Consider the following 600-nt stretch of genomic DNA (forward strand, 5'->3'; position numbering starts at 1 on the left):
GGTCAAAGAGGCACTAGTGCACTTTCCGTTGGCACAAATTCACGCGACCTATCGGCGCACAAAATCCGATTATGAACATTCAGCCTTGATTTGGCACCAGGTCGATGTCACGGATGAAACGCAGGTCAAGAATTTGAGTCAAGCGGTTAACAGCATCGATTGGGTGATCAACTGTGTCGGTATGCTGCATACGCCAGACAAGGGGCCGGAGAAAAATTTCAGTATGGTGGAGCCTGACTTTTTTCTGCAAAACATCGCTGTTAACACCTTGCCAAGCATGTTACTTGCGAAGTATTTCTCGCCACTTTTAAAGCGCAGTGGTGCACCTAAATTTGCGGTTGTTTCGGCCAAAGTCGGCAGTATTAGCGATAATCGTCTTGGCGGTTGGTACAGTTATCGAGCCTCGAAAGCCGCGCTGAACATGTTTCTCAAAACCATGTCGATTGAATGGCAACGCACGCTTAAAAATGGCGTGGTCTTGGTATTGCATCCGGGCACGACCGATACCGCGTTGTCTGAACCGTTTCAAGCGAATGTCCCTGAGGGCAAGTTGTTTACGCCAGAGCGTGTTGCCAGTGATTTAATGGGGCAGATAGCAAA

1 protein-coding gene is annotated in these 600 nt (G+C 48.7%); it reads left to right on the top strand.

Going from position 1 to position 600, the window contains the following annotated elements; translation table 11 throughout:
* On the top strand, positions 1-600 hold a 600-nt coding region (locus R7Q09_RS26935), incomplete at both ends, for an SDR family oxidoreductase (RefSeq protein WP_318144049.1).

This window comes from Vibrio sp. 2130-1 (assembly GCF_033339515.1).